Annotated in this window: 24 protein-coding genes; 16 read left to right on the forward strand and 8 right to left on the reverse strand. The window is 70.1% G+C overall.

Going from position 1 to position 23,949, the window contains the following annotated elements:
- Positions 1 to 106 precede the first annotated feature (106 nt).
- From SD37_RS12350 to SD37_RS12365, 4 genes are all read left to right on the forward strand, one after another.
- Positions 107 to 988: an RNA polymerase sigma-70 factor gene (locus SD37_RS12350; RefSeq protein ID WP_044854160.1), complete on the forward strand. Its 882-nt coding sequence runs from the start codon at positions 107 to 109 to the stop codon at positions 986 to 988.
- A 219-nt stretch (positions 989 to 1,207) separates the two neighbouring features.
- Positions 1,208 to 2,053: a PspA/IM30 family protein gene (locus tag SD37_RS12355; RefSeq protein WP_065912813.1), complete on the forward strand. Its 846-nt coding sequence runs from the start codon at positions 1,208 to 1,210 to the stop codon at positions 2,051 to 2,053.
- Between the two features lie 73 nt (positions 2,054 to 2,126).
- Positions 2,127 to 3,116: a phage shock envelope stress response protein PspM gene (gene pspM / locus SD37_RS12360; protein WP_044854162.1), complete on the forward strand. Its 990-nt coding sequence runs from the start codon at positions 2,127 to 2,129 to the stop codon at positions 3,114 to 3,116.
- Positions 3,117 to 3,457: 341 nt separating this feature from the next.
- Entirely contained in the window at positions 3,458 to 5,095 is a 1,638-nt protein-coding gene (locus tag SD37_RS12365; RefSeq protein WP_044854163.1) for an amidase family protein, read from the forward strand.
- On the opposite strand, the gene SD37_RS12370 is transcribed toward SD37_RS12365, so the two are convergent.
- The 5 genes from SD37_RS12370 to SD37_RS12390 all read right to left on the reverse strand — a co-directional run bounded on the left by SD37_RS12370 (position 5,055) and on the right by SD37_RS12390 (position 9,919).
- Positions 5,055 to 6,104: a quinone-dependent dihydroorotate dehydrogenase gene (locus SD37_RS12370; protein WP_044854164.1), complete on the reverse strand. Its 1,050-nt coding sequence runs from the start codon at positions 6,102 to 6,104 to the stop codon at positions 5,055 to 5,057. The two genes, SD37_RS12365 and SD37_RS12370, sit on opposite strands and share 41 nt — an antisense overlap.
- A gap of 23 nt (positions 6,105 to 6,127) precedes the next feature.
- Positions 6,128 to 6,688 (reverse strand): GNAT family N-acetyltransferase, encoded by a 561-nt coding sequence (locus SD37_RS12375; RefSeq protein ID WP_044854165.1) that lies wholly within the window; start codon positions 6,686 to 6,688, stop codon positions 6,128 to 6,130.
- 380 nt (positions 6,689 to 7,068) lie between these two features.
- A complete protein-coding gene (gene add, locus SD37_RS12380; RefSeq protein ID WP_044854166.1) occupies positions 7,069 to 8,118 on the reverse strand; it encodes an adenosine deaminase in 1,050 nt (349 codons plus the stop codon).
- 128 nt (positions 8,119 to 8,246) lie between these two features.
- Positions 8,247 to 9,050 (reverse strand): DNA-formamidopyrimidine glycosylase family protein, encoded by an 804-nt coding sequence (locus SD37_RS12385; protein ID WP_044854167.1) that lies wholly within the window; start codon positions 9,048 to 9,050, stop codon positions 8,247 to 8,249.
- A 5-nt stretch (positions 9,051 to 9,055) separates the two neighbouring features.
- A complete protein-coding gene (locus SD37_RS12390) occupies positions 9,056 to 9,919 on the reverse strand; it encodes a ParA family protein (RefSeq protein WP_044854168.1) in 864 nt (287 codons plus the stop codon).
- Positions 9,920 to 10,030: 111 nt separating this feature from the next.
- Between SD37_RS12390 and SD37_RS12395 the strand changes: the two genes are divergently transcribed.
- The 3 genes from SD37_RS12395 to SD37_RS12405 all read left to right on the forward strand — a co-directional run bounded on the left by SD37_RS12395 (position 10,031) and on the right by SD37_RS12405 (position 13,104).
- Positions 10,031 to 10,762, forward strand: a complete 732-nt coding sequence (locus tag SD37_RS12395) for a methyltransferase domain-containing protein (protein ID WP_037304301.1) — start codon at positions 10,031 to 10,033, stop codon at positions 10,760 to 10,762.
- Positions 10,763 to 11,272: 510 nt separating this feature from the next.
- A complete protein-coding gene (gene dinB, locus SD37_RS12400; RefSeq protein WP_044854169.1) occupies positions 11,273 to 12,490 on the forward strand; it encodes a DNA polymerase IV in 1,218 nt (405 codons plus the stop codon).
- Between the two features lie 197 nt (positions 12,491 to 12,687).
- Complete coding sequence (locus SD37_RS12405; protein WP_044854170.1) at positions 12,688 to 13,104, forward strand: DUF3040 domain-containing protein; 417 nt, start codon at positions 12,688 to 12,690, stop codon at positions 13,102 to 13,104.
- A 196-nt stretch (positions 13,105 to 13,300) separates the two neighbouring features.
- Here the strand turns inward: SD37_RS12405 and SD37_RS12410 are convergent, their stop codons facing one another.
- From SD37_RS12410 to SD37_RS12420, 3 genes are read right to left on the reverse strand one after another with little or no spacing between them, the layout of a single operon-like run.
- Positions 13,301 to 15,820 carry a transglutaminase TgpA family protein gene (locus SD37_RS12410; RefSeq protein ID WP_065912814.1) on the reverse strand — a complete coding sequence of 840 codons (2,520 nt, stop codon included), beginning with the start codon at positions 15,818 to 15,820 and terminating at the stop codon, positions 13,301 to 13,303.
- Positions 15,817 to 17,091, reverse strand: a complete 1,275-nt coding sequence (locus SD37_RS12415) for a DUF58 domain-containing protein (protein ID WP_044854172.1) — start codon at positions 17,089 to 17,091, stop codon at positions 15,817 to 15,819. Before SD37_RS12415 ends, SD37_RS12410 begins: the two co-directional genes overlap by 4 nt.
- 19 nt (positions 17,092 to 17,110) lie before the next feature.
- On the reverse strand, positions 17,111 to 18,199 hold the full coding sequence (locus SD37_RS12420) for an AAA family ATPase (RefSeq protein ID WP_044854173.1): 1,089 nt from the start codon (positions 18,197 to 18,199) through the stop codon (positions 17,111 to 17,113).
- Positions 18,200 to 18,482: 283 nt separating this feature from the next.
- On the opposite strand from SD37_RS12420, the gene SD37_RS12425 reads away from it, so the two are divergent.
- Genes SD37_RS12425 through SD37_RS12465 form a run of 9 tightly spaced genes read left to right on the forward strand, consistent with a single transcriptional unit; the run spans position 18,483 to position 23,846 of the window.
- Positions 18,483 to 18,836, forward strand: a complete 354-nt coding sequence (locus SD37_RS12425) for a hypothetical protein (RefSeq protein ID WP_037304290.1) — start codon at positions 18,483 to 18,485, stop codon at positions 18,834 to 18,836.
- Between the two features lie 4 nt (positions 18,837 to 18,840).
- Positions 18,841 to 19,383 carry a DUF3558 family protein gene (locus SD37_RS12430; protein WP_083255276.1) on the forward strand — a complete coding sequence of 181 codons (543 nt, stop codon included), beginning with the start codon at positions 18,841 to 18,843 and terminating at the stop codon, positions 19,381 to 19,383.
- Between the two features lie 9 nt (positions 19,384 to 19,392).
- Positions 19,393 to 19,971: a PPE domain-containing protein gene (locus SD37_RS12435; RefSeq protein ID WP_083254954.1), complete on the forward strand. Its 579-nt coding sequence runs from the start codon at positions 19,393 to 19,395 to the stop codon at positions 19,969 to 19,971.
- Positions 19,968 to 20,720: an ESX secretion-associated protein EspG gene (locus tag SD37_RS12440; protein ID WP_044854175.1), complete on the forward strand. Its 753-nt coding sequence runs from the start codon at positions 19,968 to 19,970 to the stop codon at positions 20,718 to 20,720. Before SD37_RS12435 ends, SD37_RS12440 begins: the two co-directional genes overlap by 4 nt.
- 35 nt (positions 20,721 to 20,755) lie before the next feature.
- Complete coding sequence (locus tag SD37_RS12445) at positions 20,756 to 21,295, forward strand: YbaB/EbfC family nucleoid-associated protein (RefSeq protein ID WP_044854176.1); 540 nt, start codon at positions 20,756 to 20,758, stop codon at positions 21,293 to 21,295.
- On the forward strand, positions 21,292 to 21,615 hold the full coding sequence (locus tag SD37_RS12450) for a type VII secretion target (protein WP_044854177.1): 324 nt from the start codon (positions 21,292 to 21,294) through the stop codon (positions 21,613 to 21,615). Before SD37_RS12445 ends, SD37_RS12450 begins: the two co-directional genes overlap by 4 nt.
- On the forward strand, positions 21,612 to 22,670 hold the full coding sequence (locus tag SD37_RS12455) for a WXG100 family type VII secretion target (protein ID WP_044854178.1): 1,059 nt from the start codon (positions 21,612 to 21,614) through the stop codon (positions 22,668 to 22,670). Before SD37_RS12450 ends, SD37_RS12455 begins: the two co-directional genes overlap by 4 nt.
- Positions 22,663 to 23,256: a hypothetical protein gene (locus tag SD37_RS12460; RefSeq protein WP_145926621.1), complete on the forward strand. Its 594-nt coding sequence runs from the start codon at positions 22,663 to 22,665 to the stop codon at positions 23,254 to 23,256. Before SD37_RS12455 ends, SD37_RS12460 begins: the two co-directional genes overlap by 8 nt.
- Positions 23,256 to 23,846, forward strand: coding sequence for a hypothetical protein (locus SD37_RS12465; protein ID WP_236725353.1), 591 nt, complete (start codon positions 23,256 to 23,258; stop codon positions 23,844 to 23,846). Before SD37_RS12460 ends, SD37_RS12465 begins: the two co-directional genes overlap by 1 nt.
- The last annotated feature ends 103 nt before the right edge of the window (positions 23,847 to 23,949 follow it).

Below are 23,949 nucleotides of genomic sequence, written 5' to 3' on the forward strand. Positions count from 1 at the left end.
GCGCTGACAGCACGCGAAGGTGACGTGCGCCACGGCCCTGGCGTGTCAGAAACCGGGGAGACGCGGCGTCTGGTGGGGACACCGTCACCGAGAACAGGAGCAGTCCATGTCCGACACCGCCACCGAAGCGTTCGTCGCCCATCGGAACCTGCTGTTCACCGTGGCCTACGAGATGCTCGGCTCGGCCGCCGACGCGGAGGACGTCCTCCAGGAGACCTGGCTGCGCTGGTCGGGCGTCGATCTCGGCGGCGTGGAGAACCCGCGGGCGTATCTGGTCCGCATCGTCACCCGGCAGGCGCTCGGCAGGTTGCGCACGCTCGGCCGCCGCAAGGAGTCCTACGTCGGTCCATGGCTGCCCGAACCGCTGCTCACCACCCCCGACGTGGCCGACGACGTCGAACTGGCCGACAGCGTCTCGATGGCGATGCTGCTGGTACTGGAGACTCTCACCCCGACCGAGCGCGCGGTGTTCGTGCTGCGCGAAGTGTTCGACGTGGCCTACGACGAGATCGCCGAAGCCGTCGGCAAGACCCCGGCCGCGGTGCACCAGATCGCCCACCGGGCCAGGGCGCACGTCGCCGCGCGACGGCCGCGCGCCGCCCCTTCCCCGGCCGAGACCCGTGACGCGTTCGAGGCTTTCCAGCGCGCCGTCCGGACGGGCGACCTGCAGGGACTGCTCGACGTCCTCGCTCCCGACGTCGTCTTCCTCGGCGACGGGGGTGGAGTGGCACAGGCCGTGCTGACCCCTGTCGTGGGTGCCGAACGGGTCGCCTCGCTGCTGGCCGCGAGCGCCCTGGTCAAGGCCGACGCGGCGACGCTGCGCCCGGCGCAGGTCAACGGCCATCCCGCGCTGATCCTCCGGCTCGGCGGCGAGGTCGACACCGTCGTCGCGGTGCGCGTCGACGAGGGCCGCATCACCGGGCTCTACGCGGTGCGCAACCCCGAGAAGTTGTCACGCATGGAACAGGAGACCGCTTTGCGTCGCTGACACCGGCCTTCTTCACCCACGGTCACCGCCCGGTGAACCCGAAAGTCGTGGACATCACAGTCAGGGGGATCCCTGAATTCCGTCGGGGTCGCCTGGAACGCGGGACGCCGACCTGACACGATGGAACTCAACGCCGGGGTCGGGACGTTGCAACATCACAGAGGGGACGCCCCACCTCGAGGTAACAGCCCGTGGGATGCGAGAAGGCAGGCGGAGGAGATGGCCAACCCGTTCGTGAAGTTCTGGAAGTACATGATGGCGGCGTTCTCGTCGAAGATCGACGAGCACGCCGACCCGAAGGTACAGATCCAGCAGGCCATCGAGGAGGCGCAGCGCAACCACCAGGCGCTGACCCAGCAGGCCGCCTCGGTGATCGGTAACCAGCGTCAGCTGGAGATGAAGCTGAACCGCCAGCTCGGCGACGTGGAGAAGCTGCAGGCTTCGACCCGCCAGGCGCTGGTGCTCGCCGACGAGGCGCGCGCCAAGGGCGACGAGCAGAAGGCGACCGAGTTCGAAAACGCGGCGGAGAGCTTCGCCGCGCAGCTCGTCACCGCCGAGCAGAGCATCGAGGACCTGAAGACCCTGCACGACCAGTCGCTTCAGGCTGCGGAGCAGGCGAAGAAGGCCGTCGAGCGCAACGCGACCATGCTGCAGCAGAAGCTGGCCGAGCGCACCAAGCTGCTCTCTCAGCTGGAGCAGGCGAAGATGCAGGAGCAGGTCTCCGCTTCGCTGAACCAGATGAGCCAGCTGGCCGCGCCGGGCAACACCCCGTCACTGGAAGACGTTCGCGACAAGATCGAGAAGCGCTACACCACCGCGCTCGGCTCGGCCGAACTCGCCCAGAACTCCGTCCAGGGCCGGATGATGGAGGTCCAGGCTTCCACGACGCAGCTCGCGGGGCACTCGCGGCTGGAGCAGATCCGCGCTTCCATGAAGGGCGACTCCGTCGCGCAGGTGACCGACGGCAAGACCGCGGCCGCCGCGCCGAAGGCGTCGAGCGGTGCGGACATCCAGCGTGAGATCCAGGCACGGGTTCAGGCCGAACAGGGCAAGACCCCCGCCTGACACACCACCTAGAGCCGGTTCCGTACCCCGCGGGGTACGGAACCGGTCTCACCGAAGACAGGGGCGAGGGCAAATGGGGCAGGGCAGGCGCAAGGACTTCGGGGAGTTCACCGCCAAGCTTGAGAAGCACATCGAGAAGCTGCCCGACTACGCCCAACGCGCGCAGGAGAAGCTGCAGCGCTACATCCCGCCCTCCGAGCAGGGCTCCCGGCCCGTCACCCCGGCACCGCCGAAGCCGTCGCGGCCCCGGCCGCAGATGCCGCCGATGCCCGCCATGCCGAAGATCTCGCAGCAGCTGACGTCGATGGCGGCGGGCCAGATCCCGGTCGTCGCCGACGCGAAGGCCAAATGGGCGCGCTGGAACGAACCCGCCGCCAAACTGGAACGGCGCAAGCGCCGGACTTCACGCGCGCTGACCTTCTGGATCCTCCTCACCATCCTTTGTGGACTGTTCGCCGTCGTCGCGGGCACCGGCCTCTTGAAGGCGGGCCAGACCGACGTCCTCCAGGCCATCGCCGGCGGCGCGTTCACGATCGTCTTCGGCACCTTCGGCGTCCGGTCGGGGTTGCGGTTGCGCACGCTGAACCGCACCGTGCTGCCCGCCGCGCCCGCGGCTCCGCCGCCACTGCCGCCGGCACGGTCCGTCGCGCGGGAGCCGATGGAACGTCTCGTCGAGAGCGAGGCTTCGCTCGCGGAGCTGCTTCGCCAGCTTTCGCAGCCGACGTCGCTCGGCACCATGCCGGTGTCGGAGATCGCCGTGGCGGATGCCCGGACCACCGCCGCGGAGGCCGCACAGGCCCTGCGCGGGCTGGCGGGCCGGATCCAGGCCATCGAACGCGGACGGGACGCCGCGCCCGAGCGGGAACGCGGCGCCCTCGACGCCGCCATCAAGCAACTGCGCGAGCAGCTCGACGACGGCCTCGACGGTTACGGCGGGCTCGTCGCGGCCGCCGGGCACACCGTCGCCGCGAGTTCGGACGGGATGACGTCGTCCAAGGAGTCGCTCTCGGACGCGACCGACAAGCTCGCCGGTCTCGCGATGGCGATGCGCGAGCTTTCCTGACGTTCGGCACGTACGCCGACCAGCCCAGCCCACGCCTCACCGGTGCCGAAGCTCTGCGGGCTTCCCCGAGCAGGCGCTTTCCTGGACAATCGTCTCATTCGTCGTCGCTAATACTCCATTGCGTAACGACTCGCTCACTGTGCGGTACCGAAACGCTCGCGTAACCCGAATCCGCTGGTGGCGGAAACCCGCGTTGCCTAACGTTTCTCTCATGCACGCAGTGCTTTTCCCAGCTCGGGCCTGAACCCAGCCCGCGTGAGCGGGCGTCCCAGGGTGGCGGACCGGACACAGTGGATCTCGCGCAGTGGTCTTTCTCGTCCCCACCGAGGAAAGGACGCCCAGTGACGACGCTCCCCCCGGAACCAGAGCCGATCCCGACCCCGCCTCCCAGCTCCTACCAGCGCGTCAAAGCCGCCTACGACCGGATCACCGAGGTCGACCGGCCGGACGTCTGGATCACTCTCCGTCCTCTGGAAGACGCCCTCGTGGACGCGAAGGCGGTCGATGAACGCCTGCGCGCGGGCGCCGATCTCCCCCTCGCCGGAACACTGGTGGCGGTCGCCGACGTCATCGACGTCGCCGGTCTTCCCACCGCGGGGGAGGACGTCTGCTGTGTCGGCGCCACCTCGGTGTCCCGGCTGACCGCCGCCGGAGCGGTGGTCGTCGGCAAGACCAACTGCGACCCGTTCGGCAGCGATCTCGAAGACACGCACAGCCCGTACGGCGCCGTGAGCGCCGCGCTGAACACCGCCCGCGTTTCCGGGAGCGCCGGCAGTGGCGCGGCCGTGGCCGTCGCGCTCGGCCTGGTCGATCTGGCGGTCTGCGTGGACGACGCGGGAGCGGGCCGGGTGCCCGCGTCGCTCAACGGGATCGTCGGGATGAGGCCGACACCGGGTTTGGTGCCCAAGACCGGCGTCGTCGCTTCACGGGACAGCGTGGCGTTGTTCGCGCGCAGCCTGACGCTGGGGCAGCGCGCGCTGGGGCTGATGACCGGCCCCGACGGGGTCGACCCACTCGCGCACGACTGGCCCGCCGACGTCCGGCTCGGCGCGGGAGACCGGCCCCGGGTCGCCATCCCGGGCTCCAAAACGCTCACCTGCCTGTCGCTCCAGTCCCGATCCGCCTTCCTCGGCGCGGTTTCGGCGCTGCGCGCGTCCGGTGCCGTCGTGGAGACGGTGGAGGTGGCCGCCCTGCTGTCGGTGGGTGAGCTGATCCACGACGACGGCTTCCTCGCCGACCGGCAGCGGGTCGCCGAGGCCGGGATGCTCGCGCTCCGGATGCTGTCCGAGTACGACGCCCTGGTGCTGCCGACCGTCGCCGACCATCCGGAGGTCGCCGAGGCGCTGTCCGATCCGGCTGGGGTCGCCGGACGGCTGGAGCGGTTCACCGCGTTCGTCAACCTGCTCGGCCTCGCCGCGGTCACGGTGCCGGCGTCGCCGTCGGATCTCGGCCCGTACGGGGTGTCGGTGGTGGTGCGGCCGTTCGACGACCAGGTCGCCATCGACCTCGCCGCCGTGCTCACCGACGAACAGGCCGATTTCCCTTATCCCGCACCGGGTGCGGATCTCGTGGTGTTCGGCGCGCATCTGCGCGGGCAGCCGCTGAACGAGCAGCTGGTCGCCGCGGGGGCGCGGTTCACCGGGCCGGTCCAGACCGGCGAGGGCTATCGGATGCTGTTGCTGTCGACCGAACCGCCGCAGCCGGGCGTGGTGCCGGTGAGCGGCTCGGGCGAGCACACGATGCTCTCGGGTGAACGCTGGCGGCTCTCGCCCGCCGCGCTCGGCGCCTTCGCCGCCGCGCTGCCCGAACCGTTCGTCCTCGGCCGGATCCGGCTGGAGAACGGGGAGACACCGCTGGCCGTGCTGTGCGATCAGGCGGCCACGGCGACGGCGACCGAGCTGACGCGGTACCAGTGCTGGCGGGCGTACCTGCGGTTCGTCAGTACGGCCGGGCCGCGAGACCTCGGGCGACCCGCTTGACCAGACCGGGACCGTGCAGGGCGAAACCGGTGTAGAGCTGGACGAGGCCGGCGCCGGCGTCGAGCATGCGCGCGGCGGCGCCGGCGTCGAAGATCCCGCCGACGCCGATGATCGGCAGCTTGCCGCCGGTCTCGTCGTGCACGAACCGCACCACCTCGGCGGAGCGCGCGGTGAGGGGGCGGCCGGAAAGTCCGCCCGCCTCCTCGCCGATGGCCGCTTCGGCCGGTGCGATCCCCTCGCGGGACAGCGTCGTGTTGGTCGCGATCAGCCCGGAGACACCGTGTTCGAGGCAGACCTCCAGTAGCTCCGCGAGCGCTTCGTCGGTGAGGTCGGGTGCGACCTTCACCAGCACCGGCGTCGGCGCGGCGTCACCCGCGAGTTCGGCGGAGGTCGTGCGGAGTTCGGCGAGCAGTTCGGCCAGCGCCGCCTTGTCCTGCAACGCCCGCAAGCCGGGGGTGTTGGGCGAGCTGACGTTGATCGCGAAGTAGTCGGCGTAGGGATACAGGGCCCGCAACGAGAACCGGTAGTCCTCGACGGCCTCGTCGAGCGGGGTCACCTTCGACTTGCCGATGCTGACCCCGAGCGGCACCGGTGGCTTCCCGCCCGCGGCGAGGCGGGCGGCGAGCGCTTCCGCGCCTTCGTTGTTGAAGCCCATCCGGTTGATCACCGCGTCGGTCCCGGCGAGGGTGAACAGCCGCGGCTTGTCGTTGCCCGGCTGCGGATGCCGGGTCACCGTGCCGACCTCGACGAAGCCGAAGCCGAGCGCGGGCCAGGCGTGCAGCGCGCGGCCGTTCTTGTCCATCCCGGCGGCGAGGCCGACGCGGTTCGGGAAGCGGAGCCCGAGGAAGGTGACCGGATCGTCCGTCCGGTAGACGCGGCCGAGCGCGCCGAGCGCGGGGGAGACCCGGCTCAGCCTGGCGAGCGTGCCGATGGTGCGTTCGTGCACGGTCTCGGGGTCGTTGCCGGAGACCCGGTAGAGAGCGGGGCGGACGATCTTGTCGAAGAGCACGGCCCCATCATGCCTGGTGGCCGCTAACGGCTCGCCTTCCACTCGTCCTCGAGCATCGCGAAGACGAGTTCGTCACACCACTCGCCCTTCACGATCTCGTTCTCCCGCAGATGCGCTTCCTTCTTCATGCCGAGGCGTTCCATCAGCGCGGCGGACGCGGTGTTGCGCCCGTCACAGCGGCCGATGATCCGGTGCAGGCCCAGCTCTTCGAAGCCGAGCCGCAGCACCTCGACGGCGGCCTCCGCGGCGAGCCCCTTCCCGTGGTGGTCGGGATGGAAGACGAACCCGATCTCGCCCTGGCGGTGCTCGCTGCTGAGGTATTCGAGGTTCAGGTCGCCGATGAGCTGTCCGGTCTCGGTCAGTTCCGCGGCCACCGCGAGGAACTGCCCCTCCTTCGAGAGGGTGGCGCTGTGCACCCGTTTCGCGAGCGCGGCGGCGGATTCGGCCCGGCTGCGCGGACCCCAGTAGAGGTAGCGGGCGACGTCGGCGCGGGACTGGAAGGAGTTGAGTTCGTCGAGATCCGCCGGGGTGAAGGCGCGGAGTGTCAGTCGCGGCGTGGTGATCGGGAAATCGGGCCTCAACATGGGCGTCAGGCTATCCAGTCTGCGGGGTTCCGGAAGCGGAACAGCGGCGGACGGTCCTCCAGTGCGACGGGTGGTCCCCTTCGTGCTCGCAAAAGGGCCATATCCCGGAAATAAGGGTACCCCCGAGGTGGCTCCCGGACGCCGGAATCGGCGGCCGGGCCCGAGCCGGACCGGTGCTCGGGAACCTCGGGGGCCCGGTGACTGCCTGGTATTCGCTATCAGGCACCACGCGAAGCAGAGACGACGAGCCGAAGGTGGCTCCAACTTGCGTTGTATCGCTGCTCATAAGTCCTACGCGTGCGGTCCGCTAGCGGACAGTCACCTCACGAGTCCTGTTGGAATACAACTTTGGACCACCTCCTCTCTCGTGTACCGCCACGCTATGCGAGGAGTTCGGGGTCCTGCAACAAGATTTCTTCGATCTCCGTCACCAGCGCGGCTTTGTCCGCCGAAGGCAGAAAAGACGCTTCCACGGCGTTCTTCGCGAACAGGGCGATCTCGGTCGCGTTCAGGCCCAGCGTTTCGGCGACCGCGACGTACTCGCCGTCGAGGGTGGCGCCGAACATCGGCGGATCGTCGGTGTTGAGCGTGACCACCACGCCGTGGTCGAGCAGCCGCCGCACGGGATGCGCCGCGACCGAGGGGAACTGGCCCGTCCGGATATTCGACGTGGGGCACACCTCCAGCGGGATCCGTTGCACCGCAAGGTATTCCAGCAACGCCGGATCGGTGTGCGCGCCGACGCCGTGCCCGATCCGCTCGGCGCCCAGATCGTGCACCGCCGACCAGACGGTGGCGGACCCGGTGGTCTCACCCGCGTGCGGGACGCTGTGCAGCCCGGCCTCGCGGGCGGTGGTGAAGAACGGGGCGAACTGCGCGCGGCCGACGCCGACCTCGGGTCCGCCGAGACCGAAGGACACGAGGCCGTCGGGGCGTTCGCGGAGCGCGAACACGACCGTCTCGCGTCCGGCGACGACCCCCTTCTCGCCGGGAATGTCGAAGCACCAGGCCAGTTCCACCCCGTGGTCCGCCCGTGCGGCCGCCCGTCCGGTGGCGAGGCCGGTGAGAAGATCGTCACCGGTCATGCCGTCCAGAAGGTGGTTGTACGGGGTCACGGTGACCTCGGCGTACCGGGCGTTCTGCGCGGCCAGATCGGCCGCCAGCCCGGTGACGAGCGTGTGGATGTCGCGGGCGTCGCGTACCAGCGACGTCACCGCCAGGTAGTTGCGCAGGAAATGCGGGAAGTCGCGGAAGGTGAAGAACTCGGCGAGGGCCGCGGGGTCGGTCGGCACCCCCGCGGACGGACGGCGCCGGGCCAGTTCCAGCACCGTGGGCAGACTCGCCGAACCGACGAGGTGGACGTGGAGTTCGACCTTGGGCAGGGCGTGCACGAACGCGCGCAGCGCCTCGCCCGTCAGGAATCCGGGCATGACGAAAGCTCCCTGAACTGGGGTGAAGGGTGACGTGCGGGGTGGACCGGGCGGCTCAGGGAGCGAGGTCGCCGCGTTCGGTGTCGGCCCCGTAGAGCGGGAGCTTGAACAACGTCACAGGGGTCAGCCTAGCGGCCGGGAGCGGGCCCGGACTGGCATTTCGGGCAGAACCACGTGGGCCGCGCCTGGTGACCGGCGCCCTGGGAAGCCACCTGGAGCCGCCCGCCGCAGCGGAAACAGCCCTGCTTGGTCCGTTCGTAGACCCAGTGCTCCCGGCCGCGGCGCAGGTCACCGGTGGTGGTCTGCGAGGTGCGCCAGGCGTTGGCCTTCAACAGCTTGCGGCCGAGCGCGACCGCCTTCGCCGGGTCCACTTCGGACACCGGCGTCCACGGCGTGACGCCGAGCAGGAAGCACATCTCGACCTTGTACATGTTCCCGATCCCGGCCATGATCCGCTGATCCAGCAGGGCGTCGCCCAGTTCGCGATCCGGGTCCGCGGCCAGCGCGCCCGCCGCCCGCTCCGCCAGTTCGTCCGTCCACTGTGGATCGAGCAGATCGGGGCCGAGATGCCCGACCAGGCGGTCTTCTTCGTCCGTGGGCACCAGTTCCAGATCGTGCACGCGGAAGCCGACCGCCTGCACGTCTTCGGCCGCCAGGACGACGCGCGCGTGATGCGCCGGATGGCGCCAGCGCGCCCCCGCCGGATAGACCGCCCACTTGCCGTCCATCCGCAGATGGCTGTGCAGGGTGAGGTCACCGGAGAACCGGGTCAGGAGGTGTTTGCCGACCGTGCCGACGCCGAGCACCTCCCGCCCGGCGAGATCCGCCGTGGCGAGCCGGGGAACCCGGAACTCGCCCCGGACGAGGGTCTTCCCGGCCAGTGCCTTGTCGAGGACCTTGCCGGCGAGGAAGACGGTGTCGCCTTCGGGCATCGGCGCTAACCCGTGCCGGTGTCGCTCAACTTGGTGGGCTCTTCGGCGGGCTCCGGCTCCTCGCCCCGGACGCGATGCCGTCCGGCGCGGTTCGAGCGGAGCACCTTGGCCAGCACCATGTTGAAGGTGAGCGCGATCTCCTGCGCACCGGGGGAGTGCCATTCGTGGATGGGGCTGCACGCGCCCTGGGCCTGCTGCACGGCGAGCCTGTCCGGGATGGCCGTCGGCATCACCAGCGAGCCGAAGTTCTCCCGCAGTTCCGCCACGCGGAACTGGTGCTCGTAGGAGCGCACGCGGAGCTTGTTGACCACGACGCCGATCGGCCGCAGCCCCGGGTTCTGCTCCTCGCGGATCTTCTCGATCGCTTCGAGCGCGCGGCGGGCACCGGAGACGGCGTACATCGTCGGCTCGGTGACGATCAGGGCGCTGTCGGCGGCCACCAGCGCGGAGCGGGTCAGCCTGCCCAGCGATGGCGGGCAGTCGAGGATCACCAGTTCGTAGGGTTCCTCGCGCAGCGGGTTGGTGTGCAGTTCGTCGAGCGCGCGGGAGAGGTTCTCCAGACGGCGGCTGTCGGCGTCGGGCTCGTTGAGCATCTCCAGCTCTTCGGCGCCGACGAGGACGTCGATCCGGTCGCTCCAGACACTGGGCGCGATCGCGCGTTCGAGCACCGAGCGCACCGGCGTCTCCAGGACGTCGGCCAGCGTGCGATCGGTAAGGGGCGGGTCCAGCGAGGTGGTGGCGTTGCCCTGCGGGTCGAGATCGGCCACGAGGGTCCGGGCGCCCCTGCGCAGGGCTGCGGACGCGACACCGAGAGCGACCGTCGTTTTACCGACGCCACCCTTCAGGCTGAGAACAGCGACCGTGTGCACTCGACACAGCCTACGGGCCTTCCGCGAGCCGGCTCCCCGGCAAGGTGTCGAACACCGCATCGGACTACACAGGTAATGCCCGCCGGAAGCCGGGCATTACCCTGTGCGCTTATGAAGACGGACACCGTGGCCACGCGGGGATCGGGGGCGGTCCGCCGGGTTCTCGAAGCAGAACTCCGGGCCGCCCGGGCGCGAGGCGCACAACAGCCGCACGTCGTCGACGTCGGTGGCGGGAGCGGCGGCTGGGCGGTGCCGCTGGCTTCGGCGGGCTGCCTGGTGACCGTCGTCGAGCCGAACCCCAACGCCCTGGCGACGCTGCGCCGCCGCGCCGAGGAAGAGGGCGTCTCCGCCAGCATCACGGTGATCGCCGACGACTCCGACGCGCTCGGCGCCCACGTCGCGGACGGCTCGGCCGACCTGGTGCTCGCGCACGGCCTGCTCGAGGTCGTCGACGACCCTGAGCTTGTGCTCGCCGCGCTGGCCGCCGCGGTCAAACCCGGCGGGGCGGTGTCGGTGCTGGTGGCCAACCGCCACGCCGCGATCCTGCAGCGCGCCCTGGCCGGACGGCTGGGCGAGGCCCGTGAGCTGCTCGCGGCCGAGAGCGGTGTGCTGGGCGGCGGCCGGGAGACCGTGCTGCGGCGCTTCGACGCCGAGGCGCTGCGGGCGCAGCTGGTCGCGGTGGGGCTCGAAGTGATCTCACTGCAGGGCGACGGCGTCGTGGCGGATTTCGTGCCCGGAGGGGTGCGGGAAGAGGATCTGGCGGAGTTCGAGCTGGCGGCCGCGTCGGTGTCGCCGCTGCGGGACATCTCCAGCCGGCTGCACGTCCTGGCCCGCCGCCCCTGAGCCTCGCGGTCGGTATGCCGGTCAGGCCCAAGCCCGGTCCGTGAAGGCCCCCTTCCCTCGCCTGGCGCCAGGGGCCCGGCAAAGTCGGCATCGTGCAGGTCAGGGACCTCTTGTCATGGCGCAGGCCGCCTATGAAGGAATTGGGACATTGAGTGTCCCAATTCCTTCATGAACGCCGGGCTCGCACCGGTTGCGAATCTTGCTCAACAAAGGATCAGGGACATGCCCCGGAATCCGGCACACCCCCGAGTGTGGAGGATTTGGGACGTTCAACGTCCCAAATCCTCCACACTCGAGCCCCGCAGGCGCCGGCGATGCCCCATCCGAACCACTAGGAACAGCGCTGACCAGCAGCTCTGCGACTTTGCCGGGACCGACGACCCTGCCGACAGGGCCGGTCCAGTCTCGTGAGTGGTAATGACGGTTAGAACCGTCATTACCACTCACGAGACTGTCGGTGGTCCGGGCTAGGTTCTGCCCGTGGGACGAAATGCCGAGCTGCCTGGCGGGATGGCCCGCTACCGCGTGACGACCGGGGCCACCACCTGGCCCGACGACACCGGTTGCGGGCTGCTGCACGTCGACATGGACGCCTTCTTCGTCTCCTGTGAGCTCCGCACCCGGCCCGAACTGGCGGGCAAGCCGGTGGTCGTCTCGGGCGGCGGGCCGAGGTCGGTCGTGGCGGCCGCGAGTTACGCGGCGCGCGAGTTCGGGGTCCGGTCGGCCATGCCGTTCTCGACGGCGAAGCGGCTCTGTCCGCAGCTGATCTGCATCACCCCGACACCCGGTCTCTACGGCGAGGTCTCCAAGGGCGTCATGGGGGTCTTCCGCGAGCTGACGCCACTGGTGGAGCCGCTGAGCCTCGACGAGGCCTTCCTGGACGTCAGCGGGGCACTCAAGCGGCTGGACTCCACGCCCGCCCGGCTCGGCGCCTGGATCCGGGAACGGGTGGCCGCCGATTTCGGCATCAGCTGCTCGGTCGGCGTCGCGAAGGTCAAGTTCGTCGCGAAGCTGGCGTCCGGGATGGCGAAACCGGACGGCATGGTCGTCGTCCCGGCGGCCGAGACGCTCGCGTTCCTGCGTCCGCTGCCGGTGTCGGCGCTGTGGGGCGTCGGGAAGCGCACCGAGGAACACCTGCGGCAGCAGGGTCTCGACACGATCGCCGACGTCGCCGCCGCGCCGCTGCCCCGGCTGCGGCGCTCGCTCGGGCGGGCGCTGGGCGAGCATCTGTACGCGCTCGCGAACGGGCACGACGAACGCCGGGTCGTCCCGGAGACGCCGGACAAGTCGATCGGCGCCGAGGTGACCTTCGACGTCGACCTCCACGACCGCTCGGCACTCGGGCTGGAACTGCTCCGGCTGTCCGAACGCGTCGCCGCCACGCTGCGCCGCCGGGGACTGCGCGGGCGGACGGTGTCGATCAAGGTCCGGTTCGCGGATTTCAAGACCATCACCCGCGCCAGGACGACCGCCGTACCGGTGGACGTGGCCCGTGACATCCACCGGACCGCCGTCGAACTCCTCACCGAGCACGCGCCGACGGGCGCGGTCCGCCTGATCGGCGTAAGGGTCGAGGGATTGGACACGGAGAGTAATGGAGAACAGCTACTTTTCGACTCACCCGAACCCCGTTGGCGGGACGCGGAAGTGGCCGCCGACGTCGCGAGGTCGAAGTTCGGCGCCGCGGCGGTGCGGCCCGCGTCACTGCTGACCCCCCGTGACCAGTGACATCGGCCGCTCAACCGTCTTCGAGAGAGCCGAGTCGGGTGGTTTCGGCCAATTCGATCCCTTCCGGATACGGGATCGGGTAGTCGGACGAGCGCGGGGCTCGTATCCTGGACAGAGACACCCCGCCTGGGGTTGTCTGTTGGGTCCATGACGTTGCGCGGCCCGGCGCCCGCGACAGCTGTGCCGGAGGAGGAAAGATGCCACTCTCCGAGCATGAGCAGCGGCTGCTCGATCAGATCGAGCGCGAGCTCTATGCCGAGGACCCCAAGTTCGCATCCACGGTGCGAGGCACCCGGTTGCGCCGCCCCGCCCGCCGACGGCGTATCCAGGGCGTTGCCCTGTTCGTAGTGGGCGTCGCACTGTTGGTGCTCGGCGTGGTGGTCAACATCCGGGTGGCCCAGATCCCAGTGATCAGCGTGCTCGGGTTCCTCGTGATGTTCTTCGGAGTCATGATGGCCGTCACATCGATTCGGCACGGAGCCGAAGCGGAGGACGCCCACGACAGCGGTGGCCCGGGAGCCGGCGGAGGTGGCGGCGGTAAGTCGTCCCCGCGCCGGAGCTCGTTCACCCAGCGCATGGAAGAACGCTTCCGCCAGCGCTTCGAGGAGCAGTAGCTCCCACACACGCGAACATGCCGACGAGGTACCGCCTCGTCGGCATGTTCGCGTTCTCGTGCACTCCGCGCTCCGCTCGAAAGAGCTGAAGGGCGCTTTCCCCGCATGCGACGCGGGGAAAGCGCCCTTCAGCGCGTGAGATGCGGGGAAGGGGCCCTTCAGCTCCCGGGCCGAGGCGCCACCGCGGTCTCGGCGGCTACTTGCCTCGCCTCAGCGACCGCGGGAACAGGCGGCCCTTCCACGACATGGGCGCGTTCCGTTTCAGGCTCCGGCGGACCTCGTCGAAGGCCGGGCCCAGCTCGTCGTCGCTCGCCGGCTTGTCCGAGTACCAGGACGTCTCCACCACGCTGATGACCGTCCGCAGGCCGGAGCGGCCCTCCTCGTCGAGGCGGTGCTTCTCGGCGACCTTCCGGCCCGCCACCCGCACCGTGTCCCCGTCGGAGAGCGGCAGGCCCCGGTCCGCGCATTCGTCCATCAGCTCGCGCCAGGCCGCGTCGGCCGCGGCGGGGGAGCGGGACGCGATCTTCTGCAGCCGCAGCCGTCGCTTGATCTCCCGGATCGCCGTCGGCGTGCCCAGCCCGCCGAGGACGACTATCAAGATCAGCGCGAACCACCACGAGACCCACGCCGCCAGGAACGCGAACGCCGCCACCCACAGCCCGATCGCGATCAGCGGCAGCCAGTTCGTGACGTTCGGGTTGTCCAGGAACCCACCGCTGTCCTCGGCGGCCGGAGCCGGTGAATCCGCGGACGGCCCCGGGCGCATGAGCGCCCGGTATCTCAAGCGGCTGCGCACGATCACGACCACGGTGACCGCGGCCGCCAGCCCACCGAGGAGGCCGGCGAGGATCGCGGGCCACAGCGGCTCCTCCTCCTGCTGGCCGCCGGCGTCGCCCGCACCGAGATTCGGGTCCTGGTCCCGCGGCGTGCCGGTGGCGGGGGCGCTCGACGCGGGCGCGCTCGGCACTTCCTGGGTGTCGTTGGTCGGGGAGCTGCTGGTGTCGGTCTGCAGGTACGGCGGGACGACCGCGCGGCCGTCGACCAGCGGGGTCGGGTCGAAGCTGACCCAGCCCTTCGTCTGGAAGTAGACCTCGACCCAAGCGTGCGCGTCTTCGGAGCTGATCGAGAGGTGATCGCCCTTCGGCGTGCCGGAGGTGAAGCCGATGGCGACCCGCGACGGGATGCCGACCGACCGCAGCATCACGGCCATCGCGGACGCGAACTGCTCGCAGAACCCGCGTTTGCCGTTGAGGACGAAGTCGGCGAGCGCGTCGGAGTCGGTGGCGTCGGCGGTCTTGGTGTCGTAGACGAAGCCGTTCTGCGCGGTGAAGAACGACCAGATCGCCTGGGCCTTGTCGAAGTTGTTGGACTCGTTCTCGGTCAGCTGCCTGGCTTTCGCCGCCACCCGCGGGTCGACGCGGTCGATCTGGACGAACTGCTGCGGGACCTCGGCCAGGTTCGGGTCGTCGAGCCGGAGTTCGTCCTTCGACGGTTCCTTGATCGACGCGGTCTCGGTGTAGGCGGGCGCGTTCTGCTTGGTCGTGGTGAACACGGCGCCGCCGACCGGGTCGTACAGCCAGTTGTCGGCGAGTCCGGTGATCGACCGCGGCGCGCCGTAGATCGGCAGCCAGTTGTCGACCCAGTTCGTCGGCTCGATCCGGACCTCACGCGCCGGTCCGGCGCCGTCGTCGCCCGGGGCGGGCGGGAGCCCCTGGTTGGCCTGCACACCCTGCTGGGCCCGGCCGTTCTGGGCCAGCCCCCAGCCCTTGTTCGGGGTGAACGTGTCGAGGGTGAACGCGCGCAGCAGGCGCTTGTCCGCGCCCATCCCGTAGACCTTGAACAGCTCCACGTTCTCGCCCTGGTCGAGCAGGCCGCGCAGCTGCGTGAACGGCTCGACGCCGAATCCGCCCGCGCCGCCCCGGCCCGATCCGGTTCCGCCGGGGAGGCTGCCGACCGTGCCGACGCCGGTGACGGCCGCGCCGATGACCAGGCCCATCGCGATCGCGGCACTCACCACGCCGACGGGAGCGGACAGCGTGCTCGCCGAGTTGCCCAGCCCCGGCGCGTCCCGGTTACGCCAGCGGCGATGCCGGTGGTTGCCGTCGACGGCGAGCAGCGCGGCGAAGGCCGCCGCGCCGAGCAGGAACGTCCACCACGGCAGCATTTCCTCGGCCAGCGCGGCCGGGACGGCGTAGACGCACAGCAGCACCAGCCCGGTCGCGGCGGGCGCGGCGGCGGCCACCGCGAGGGTGTCGACCAGCACCGCGACCAGGCCGATCGCGATGGTGACCAGGCAGAGGATCGGCGGCGTGCCCTCGACCGGCGGCAGGCCGACGCGGATCTGCTCGGCCGACGCGGCGAGCACGCCGCGCAGTTCTTCGAGCGCGTCCGGGCCGGGGATGATCTTCAGGATCCCGCTGGTGGTGAACGCGCCGGTGACCAGGAACAGCAGCACCAGCAGCTGCGCGAGGCCGACGACGATGGTCGGCGCGCGCAGCGAGCGCAGGGCGAGCCCGGTCGAGGCGATCAGGACGACCGCCACCAGCAGGTAGCCGAACCACGCCCAGCCGGTGACGACGCCGGTGAGCGAGGTCGAGGCGAACAGGGTGGCGAGCCCGGCGGCGACCGGGGCGAGCACGCTGCTCGTCCAGACCGGCGGTGGCGCCTCGGGCCGGGGGTTCGGGGTATGCGCGACGGGTGGCGCGGTCGTGGTCACAGGCCACCTCCGATCAGGGTGCCCCGGCGGGTGGCCGTCTGGCACAGTTCGGCCCAGACCTGCTGCATGGGCGAGCCGGGACCGGCGACGACGACGCCCCAGCCCGCGGCGCGCAGCAGCGCCACCGATTCCTCGGTGGCGGCGGCCCGGGTCTCGGGCCGGTTGACGCCCGAGGACCAGCCCGGGGTGTCCAGCAGCACGGCGAGGCTCCGGATCCCGCGCGGGCGGTACCGGGACAGCTCGTGCACGGATTCGTTGCTGACGGTGCCGAGCACGGCGATGAGTTCCTGTCCTTCGGCCGGGTCGTGGCCGAGGGTGATGTCGCGCTGGTGCGCGGGCTGGAGCGCGGCGAGGACGTCGAGCACGACGTTGTCGTAGTGCTCGCCACCCTCACCGGGGGTGTCGGCCAGGGTCTGGCCGTGTTCGGTGATCAGCCGGACGCGGTGCCCGGAGCGGCGCAGGTGCAGCGACACGGAGGCGGCGAACGACACGGCCCATTCGAGGCTCGCGGCGGGCCCGGTGCCGTGATGCGCGGCCGCGCGGTGGTCCAGCAGCACGGTCGTGCCGCCGCGCCACGGCCGCTCTTCGACGCGGACCATGATCTCGTCACGGCGGGCGGTGGACCGCCAGTGGACCTTCCGCAGGTCGTCGCCCTGGCGGTACTGCCGCACGATCACGTCGGCCTCGCCCTGCCCGGCGTGCAGGCGGATGCTGCCGTCGTCACCGGCGCCGATGCCCGCCCCGCTGGGCAGGCCCCACAGGCCCACCACCTTCGGCACGACGACCAGCCGTGAATGCCCGATCAGCTCGCGTTCGAACTCGCACAGCCCGAACGGGTCGGTGATCGTCGCCCGCAGCGGGCCGACCTGCTGGATCCCGCGCAGCACCGGCTGCAGCGGGTACCGCAGCGCGACGCGCCTGTCGTGGGGCAGCCGTTCGACGACGAACCGCGGCCGTGAACCCAGCGCGTAGGGCACGCCGTCTTCGAGGAGCACCTCGCCGGCGGGGAGCCTGCCGTCACGCCAGAGTTCGAGCTGGACTTCGCCGGGCGAGCCGACGGAAACCCGGTCCGGGCGCAGCGCGCGGGCCGCGCCCAGCCGCAGCCGGGTCGCCGAGATGAAGAAGGCGACCAGCAGCGGCAGGGCGACGACGAACACCGCCACCCGCAGCAGGTCCCGTTCGTTGAGCACGAACGAGCACACCGCCGCGGCGACGCCGGCGGCGAGGAGGCAGCGGCCGCGTGTGGTCAGGCCGGACAGAGCACGCAGCATGGCCCCGTTTTCCTTCTACTCAGCGGTGATTCGTGCCCGAGGAGCCCTGCGGAACGGGGACACGGTGCAGGATCGCGCGGACCACGTCGGTGGCCGAGCGGCGGGCGGCGTGTGCCTCGGTGGTGAGCACCAGCCGGTGCGCCAGCACCGGGACCGCGACCGTGTGCAGATCGTCCGGGACGACGAACTCACGGCCCGAAAGCGCGGCCTGCGCACGGGCGGCGCGGACCAGCTGCAGGGTCGCCCGCGGCGAGGCGCCGAGGCGGATCTCCGGCACCTGCCGGGTCGCGGACACCAGGTCGACGGCGTACCGGCGGACCTCCGGCGACATGTGCACCGAACGCACCGTCTCGATCAGCCGCCGCACTGAATCGCGGTCGGAGACCGGCTCGAGATCGGCCAGCGGGTTGTGCCCGGCGTGCTCGTCGACCATGGCCAGTTCGGCCTGCTGGTCGGGGTAGCCGATGGACACCCGCGCGGTGAACCGGTCCCGCTGAGCCTCGGGCAGCGCGTAGGTGCCCTCCATCTCGATCGGGTTCTGGGTGGCGATCACCATGAACGGCTCTTCCAGGTGGTACGTCGAGGTGTCGACGGTGACCTGGTGCTCTTCCATGCATTCGAGCAGCGCCGACTGCGTCTTCGGCGAGGCGCGGTTGATCTCGTCGCCGACCACGATGTTCGCGAACACCGGTCCGGGCCGGAACTCGAAACCGCCGCTCTGCCGGTTGTAGATGGACACCCCGGTGACGTCGCTGGGCAACAGGTCGGGGGTGAACTGGATCCGGCTCACGGTGCAGTCGATCGAGCGGGCCAGCGCCTTCGCCAGCGAGGTCTTGCCGACCCCGGGCACGTCCTCGACGAGAAGATGGCCTTCGGCGAGCAGGGTCACGAGCGCGATGCGGATGACTTCGGGTTTGCCGACCAGTACCCGCTCGACGTTGGCGGCGATCCGCCGCGCCGTCTCGTGCAGTTCGTCGAGCGACGCTCTGCCGTCACGGCCGTTCTGCCGGCCGCTGACCGAGCCCGTCGCCGTGGGGTACGGCGCCTGCCCGGTTGCCTGCTCGCCCTGCTGTTCGCCGGGCGTCGCAGACTGGATTCTCGACGTCACTCGACCTCCTGATGCCACGTGGCTGGTGTCCGCTGGGTCTGCTGAAGGCCAGCTTTCATCACTCGAGTGGTCCCCCGAGCAGCGGTCAGCCTCCCACGAAGTGTGTCAAACTCGGGCGAACTCGTGGGGGGAACCCCGCGAACCCCGGCTGATGACTCTGTGCGACCAGGAACCTTACCTCGATCGAGTGAGTCAAGGGCGTTTTCGGGTGCTCCCGCTGACGCGGGGTTTTGTCGTATGCTCCGATGCGAGGTCGCTCGACTACGGAGAGGCGTAATCGCATATGAGCGAGGTGAGTACCGCCAAACCCCGGTTCGATCTGAGCGGGTTCGCGGTCGCCCCGGAGCTGGCGGCCGACGCCCATGTGAAGATCTCCGCCCTGCAGGACGTGGTCGGGCAGATGGTCCGCGAGGCCAAGGTGCTCGGCCGCACGGTTCCCCTCGGCGGGGGATACGCCGACGAGGTCGGCCGGTTCATGGCGCAGTACGGGATCGGCGCCGACGGCTCCGCGGTCGAGGCGCTCACGGCTTTCGGCAAGGAACTCGAAGCGCTCAAGAACCGGATCGAGAAGGCGCTGGCCCGCTACACCCGTCAGGATGAACAAGCGGCGGCGGATGTGGACTGTGTCGGCGGCTGAACCCATGAGCCCCCGCCTCCCCGGTTTCGGCGTCCTCGCTGCGCTCGTCCTCCTCACAGTGTCCGCCTGTGGGCAAGGGGCCGCAGGCCAGGCGCGGATTCCGGCCACCGAGAAGGTGGTCACCGGCGGTTCGACGGCGGTCACCGCTCCGCCCGCCGCGCTGGATCCGTGCGCGCTGCTCGGGCCGGGGGACCGGTCGAGTGCCGGGCTGAACGTCCTCGGCGTCCCCAAGGAGATCAACGGCGCCCGTGCCTGCGACTGGACGGTGCCCGCGACCTTCGGCGTCACCATCACCGTGGACGAGCGGCACGGGCTGCGCGACCTCGAGATCGAGCGCAAGACCGCCACGAAGACCAAGGTCGGCGACCGTGACGCGCTCAAGGTCTCCGACAAGAAGGCCGCCGATGGAACCTGCGCGGTCCTGCTCGGCATGGGGGAGAAGGCGAGCGTCCAGATCGACGTGAGCAACACGAACTTCACCGACACCCCGCTCGCCTGCGAGCGCGCGGTGACGGTGGCGGGATTGGCCGAACCCAAACTGCCCTAGGAGACAAGCGTGTCTGAAGGAGAGATGCCGGGGCGCGAGGTCCCGGTGGCGGCCACGCGGTACGAGGCCTACAGCCACGAAGCGCTGGCGGCGGAGGTCGAGGACGGCAACGACCCCGAGGCCGCCGGCGGCATCGGCGCCGCCTGGGACGCGCTCGCGCGGCGTATGCACGACGCGACGTCCGAGCTGGCCGGGCTGATCGGCAGCAGCGAGGAGAACTGGCGCGGGGAAGCGGGCGACGCGCTCCGCGGCGTGCTGGCCACGGCCTCCGGCTGGCTGACCTGGTCCGCCGATCTCTCCTCCGCCCTCGGACAGGCGATCTCCGGGCAGGCCGAGGTCGCGGCGCGGGCCCGCGCGGACATGCCGCCGCCGGTGGAGTTCGATCCGGGCGCGATGATCCGCGGCGCCGCCGCGGGCGGGAACCTGCTGGCGCTCGCGGCGCTCGCCGACGAGATGGAGGCCCGCCGCGCGGAGGCCGAGGAGGCCCGGCGCAAGGCCGTCGACGTGATGAACACCCGCGACGCCTCGTTGCGTTCACTGACCCCGCGGGTCTCGTTCGGGAAGCCGCCCGAGCTGGGGCGGTCTTGATCCGCGTTTCCGCGTCGGCGTTCGACGTCCTCTGGTCCGATCTCGGCCACGCGGCCCCGCCGTGGCCGCTGTCCGTCCGCAGTGTCGGCGGCACGGAAGCGGAACGCGTCGAGATCCGCGGCGCGGTCTACGAAAACCTCGCCGAACGCGGCCTCTACGACGGGGACCGGCTCGACGCCGCCCTGGAAGCGCGACTGGACCTGCTCGCGCGCGCCGAGGTCTATGTCGAATGCGAGGCACTGGCCGACATGACCGCCGAAGCCCCGTTCCGCGCGGTCGCGGCGGCGCGGGGACGGCACGGCGTACTGGCCACCCAGCCCGAACAGACCATCGCCCTTTCCGGGATCGGCGACGGCGCGGTGTTCGCCGCGATCGTCGACGTCCTACCGGAGCTGCGGCCCGGCCCCGGCTACGGGATCAGCCTGCCCGCGGCCCGCTTCGGCGGTGACCTGGAGGATCCGGTGTTCGGCGACGGTGGACGATCGTCGGCTTCGGACAGTCAACTGCGCGAGGTGCTCGCCATCCAGGCCCGGCCGGTCTACAGCGCGGGCCAGTTCACCGTGCGGACCCGGGGCCGTGACGGCCGGACACACCGGGCGGGCGGGCTGACCTGGTTCGACACCGACGTCGGCGCGTACTGCGCGGCGCGGACCGAGGGCCGCGGCGGGCAGGCCTGGGTGAACGTGTCCCCTGTGGACGGTCCGCGGCTGGCCACGCGACTGGCTTCGCTGGTGGATCCGGACCGCTAGGTTGTGGGAGTCGACAACCCGAGGGGGGTTTCGGAATGACCGTGCCATTCGGTGGCCAGGTGCGCGATCCGCAGGAGTGGATGCGCGAACAGGAACAACGCAGCGCCGCCCTGCTGGCCAAGGCGGAGCAGGCGAAAACCGATCTGGAGAACAACGTCGTCACCCTGAGCAGCCCGGACCGGCTGGTCACGGTGACGGTCAACCCCGGCGGCGGCCTGATGTCGCTCGCGCTGTCCCCGCAGGCGCAGGAACGGACGCCCGCCCAGCTCGCGTCGCTGATCATGAGCACCTACCGCAAGGCGACCACGAGGGCCGCGGACCGGACCCTGGAGATCATGGCCGGACTGACCGGCGAGGATTCCGACGCGGTCGACTTCATCAAGAGCACCCTGCCGCCGAGGGAGGAACCGCGGCCCACCGCGGAACCGGACGACTCCGCACGGTTCGGCCTCCCAGCCGAACCACCCTCTGGGCCGCCCTCTGGGCCGCCCGCGAAGCCCCGGCCTTCCCGTCCCGCGTCGGACGAGGACGACGGCGAAGACTTCCAGCACGTCGACTGGACCGGGCGCTCGTGAGCGGGCCGGGATACGGCGTCTCGCCGGAACGCCTCAAGGCGCACGCGGACCAGGTCTCCGATCTCGCCGACCGCATCCGGGGCGCGGCCTCGGCGGCGACCCAGGTCGGCATGGGCGGATTCGGTGGCTACGGCCTGCTCTGCGCGGTGCCCGTCGGCGGCGTCCTGCAGCTGGCCCAAGGCGACGCGGACGAGCTGATGACCAGCGCGGCGAACCTCGGTGACGCGTTGTCCGGAGCGCTGAGGAAGGCGGCCACGGACTACACCAAGATCGACGACGACGCGGCGCAGCTCGGCCGGGACCTGGGGAAGAAGCTGTGAGCGAGGACCTGATCGCCAAGAAGGAAGACAAGTCCGAGCCGTTCAAGGGCGGAGGCGTTTTCGACAGCGGCTCGAGCGTCGTCGGCGATATCTACAAAGGAGTGAAGGGCGAAGATCTCGACGCGTTCGCGGTAGCGATGGACGGCGTCTCTTTCGGGCTGGACGTTCTGTCGATGATCCTGAATCCACTCGGAGAGCTGGTGAAGGCCGGTGTCGGCTGGCTGATGGAGAACCTCGACTTCATCCGCGAACCGCTGGAAATTCTCACCGGTGATCCCGATCTGGTCCAGCAAGCGGCACAGACCTGGAACAACATCGCGACGGAACTCGAAGCCGTGGCAGGTGATTACGAGGGCGCCCTGTCCACGACCTCCGGATGGGATGGCGACGCGGCTATTGCTTACCGCCGAGTCGCGCTGCAGTACACACAGTCTCTGCGTGACGTCGCCGCCGAGGCGAAGGACTCAGCGCAGTGGATCACCACCGGGGGAATGGTGGTGGCGACGGCGCGAGCACTCATCTTCGACATCATTGCGACCTTCATCAGCGACGTGATCACGCGGGCGCTTCTCGCTCTCGCCTCTTCCTGGTTCACCTTGGGCGGCTCGGTCGCGGCGTTCACCGCGAGCATCTTCGCCGACGCGGTCAAGGTCATGGCGAAGATCCAGAAGAAGCTCGGCAAGCTACTGAGCGCCATCCAGAAGTTCGTGAAGCGGTTCGAAGGTTCGAGCGAGCGAGCCCGAGAGGCTGCGCGGGCGCTGGGGCGAAAGTCGTCCGAACTGGGGCGCGAGGCGAACAAGGCGATCAAGGCCGGCGACAAGACGCTGGACGGTCTGAAGGGCGACAACCTCAAGTACCTCCGTGGTGCGAAAGACCGGATGGAGAACACCGTCGCCGGCAAGATCGCCGACAACACCGGCTTGAAGATCGGGAAGGAAGCCGGGAAGGCGGCCGCCGCGGACTACAACCAGTACGACGGCGGCTCGGCCGAACGCGGCAGGACGATGCCATCGAACAGCGGTCGGATCAGCGGTTCGCTCGACGACGATGACTGACCGGATCGGATCGGAGGAGCGAGAGGTTCGGAAGCGTCGAGGGCGATACAGCCTGCGGGTGCTTTCCGGCGTCGTCTTCGTGGTGCTGGGCGCATGGGTGATGTTCTCGTTCGGTGCCTCGCTGGGGATCGGTGCCGCGGGGACAGTGGACCGGTTCGGCGTCGCGCAGATCCGGGAGTGCCATCGCAGCCCGGTGCGACTCTGGATGATCCACGTTTGCGAGGCCGAAGTGACGTGGGACCGGAAGACGCCGGGCAGACCACAGGTCACGTCTTCGACGATCGGTTCTGTCGCGGATCTGTCGGGTGAGGTGAACGTCGTGTCCTATAAGTCGGTAGGCCGCTACGGGCTTCTTCACTACAACATCGTCCCTGTGGACCGCCCCCGGTCGTTGTTCTCCACTGGGTGGTGGTTCTTCTTCGTGATCGTGGGCACGATCCCCAGCTACATCCTCGGCTGGTTCGCGGGCAAGGGCATCGATCGGCTCTTGCCCGAACCAACGGAGAACCCCAAAGACTGGCGCGGCGTCAGGCGTCGCACCACGCCAGGGATGAACGGACGCCGCCGGAAGCGCGGACGCCGCTGATGGGCGAACAGATCGAGCAGCCGACGCGTACCGGTCGCGCCCGCTGGTGGCCTTCGGGTGTGATGGGCGCGATGGGCGTCCTGCTCACGCTGTGGCTGATGCTCTCTTTGCAGTGGGTGGTCGGTTTCGAGCCGTGGGGCACCCTGAGCAGGACCGGTACCGCCCAGGTCGAGCAGTGCCAGAGGAACGCGATCCACACCTGGATGACGTATTCGTGCAAGGCGGAAATCCGGTGGGACAACGTTTCCCCAGGAGGAGAACAGGTCTCGACCGCCGCGGTCACCTCGGTTTCCGCGCTTTCGGGCAGCGTCCCGGTGGAGGAGTACAAGTACCGGAAGAAGAACAGCTCACGAGGTGGATCTTCCGTGGTCCCGGTGGATCGGCCGGTGTGGCCGGTCGCCGACGGCTGGTGGATCCTTCTCGTTTTCGTGAGCGTGATCCCAGGCTGGTTGGCGGGATTCTGGGTGGGGGGCCGTCTCGATCGGTTGCTTCCCGAACCCACGGAGAAACCCAAGGACTGGCGTGGCGTCAGCCGTCGCACCACCCCAGGGATGAACGGACGCCGCCGCAAGCGCGGACGCCGACGGTGAGCGTGGAAGATCCGGGACACTGAACGTCCCGGATCTTCCACGCTCGGAGCGAAGCTGTCCTTTGTCGACATGTCGTCGGATGAACCGACGTCACCCTCCACTG

Origin of the sequence: Amycolatopsis orientalis (assembly GCF_000943515.2) — a bacterium.
Classification (GTDB): domain Bacteria; phylum Actinomycetota; class Actinomycetes; order Mycobacteriales; family Pseudonocardiaceae; genus Amycolatopsis; species Amycolatopsis orientalis.

Coding starts and splice junctions, on each gene's coding strand:
- SD37_RS12375 (WP_044854165.1), bottom strand. CDS start 6,688: ATGTTGAGGCCCGATTTCCCGATCACCACGCCGCGACTGACACTCCGC.
- dinB (WP_044854169.1), top strand. CDS start 11,273: ATGGCCCGCTACCGCGTGACGACCGGGGCCACCACCTGGCCCGACGAC.
- SD37_RS12355 (WP_065912813.1), top strand. CDS start 1,208: ATGGCCAACCCGTTCGTGAAGTTCTGGAAGTACATGATGGCGGCGTTC.
- SD37_RS12460 (WP_145926621.1), top strand. CDS start 22,663: ATGACTGACCGGATCGGATCGGAGGAGCGAGAGGTTCGGAAGCGTCGA.
- pspM (WP_044854162.1), top strand. CDS start 2,127: ATGGGGCAGGGCAGGCGCAAGGACTTCGGGGAGTTCACCGCCAAGCTT.
- SD37_RS12465 (WP_236725353.1), top strand. CDS start 23,256: ATGGGCGAACAGATCGAGCAGCCGACGCGTACCGGTCGCGCCCGCTGG.
- SD37_RS12385 (WP_044854167.1), bottom strand. CDS start 9,050: ATGCCCGAAGGCGACACCGTCTTCCTCGCCGGCAAGGTCCTCGACAAG.
- SD37_RS12415 (WP_044854172.1), bottom strand. CDS start 17,091: ATGCTGCGTGCTCTGTCCGGCCTGACCACACGCGGCCGCTGCCTCCTC.
- SD37_RS12425 (WP_037304290.1), top strand. CDS start 18,483: ATGAGCGAGGTGAGTACCGCCAAACCCCGGTTCGATCTGAGCGGGTTC.
- SD37_RS12445 (WP_044854176.1), top strand. CDS start 20,756: ATGACCGTGCCATTCGGTGGCCAGGTGCGCGATCCGCAGGAGTGGATG.
- SD37_RS12395 (WP_037304301.1), top strand. CDS start 10,031: ATGAAGACGGACACCGTGGCCACGCGGGGATCGGGGGCGGTCCGCCGG.
- SD37_RS12405 (WP_044854170.1), top strand. CDS start 12,688: ATGCCACTCTCCGAGCATGAGCAGCGGCTGCTCGATCAGATCGAGCGC.
- add (WP_044854166.1), bottom strand. CDS start 8,118: ATGCCCGGATTCCTGACGGGCGAGGCGCTGCGCGCGTTCGTGCACGCC.
- SD37_RS12350 (WP_044854160.1), top strand. CDS start 107: ATGTCCGACACCGCCACCGAAGCGTTCGTCGCCCATCGGAACCTGCTG.
- SD37_RS12430 (WP_083255276.1), top strand. CDS start 18,841: ATGAGCCCCCGCCTCCCCGGTTTCGGCGTCCTCGCTGCGCTCGTCCTC.